The sequence below is a fragment of the Phytobacter sp. V91 genome (genome assembly GCF_965644225.1).
Taxonomy (GTDB): Bacteria; Pseudomonadota; Gammaproteobacteria; order Enterobacterales; family Enterobacteriaceae; genus CBFFRJ01.
In genome coordinates, this window is sequence record NZ_CBFFRJ010000319.1 from 1 (window position 1) to 479 (window position 479).

General features: G+C 47.4%; 1 protein-coding gene. It reads right to left on the bottom strand.

The window, feature by feature from the left end:
• Positions 1-208: 208 nt before the first annotated feature.
• The coding region (locus ACSZO4_RS25845; protein ID WP_437891931.1) for a hypothetical protein at positions 209-479 on the bottom strand (271 nt) is incomplete at its 5' end.

A 479-nucleotide genomic window follows, 5' to 3' on the forward strand; every position in this document is an offset into this window, starting at 1 on the left:
AACCAGATTTAATCTGACAGACACCTGTATAAATAACCGGTAACTGTCAGATCAGGTCTGAGCTAGTACAGCTCATGCGGCAATAGTGGTTATCCCGTTCACTTTATATTCCGTGCTTCTCTGTCGCCATACAATCGGTGAACGTGCCAGGGCGGTTCAAGCGCCACCGCCCTGGCGACCCGGCCTTACGGATACGCTTCGTCGATTTTCAGCCGGATACGGCCATCGCGGTAACTGCTTTACTCCCATGACGCCATGTCATCGCGGCAAAACATAACATTACCGGGGATAATTCAACCTGGTGAGTGAGAAACTTTTGTATTTTCTGTTTCATCCCTTGCAATGATTTTCCTGAAGCTGCCTTCCATTTCTTTATTTCTCCCCTAACAAAATAACTGTAATTATATGGGTCTTCCCCTGTTGTGGTGGCTGTTGTAGGCTTTTCGCTGTTGACCCAACAACAGGAGGAAAACCACTTG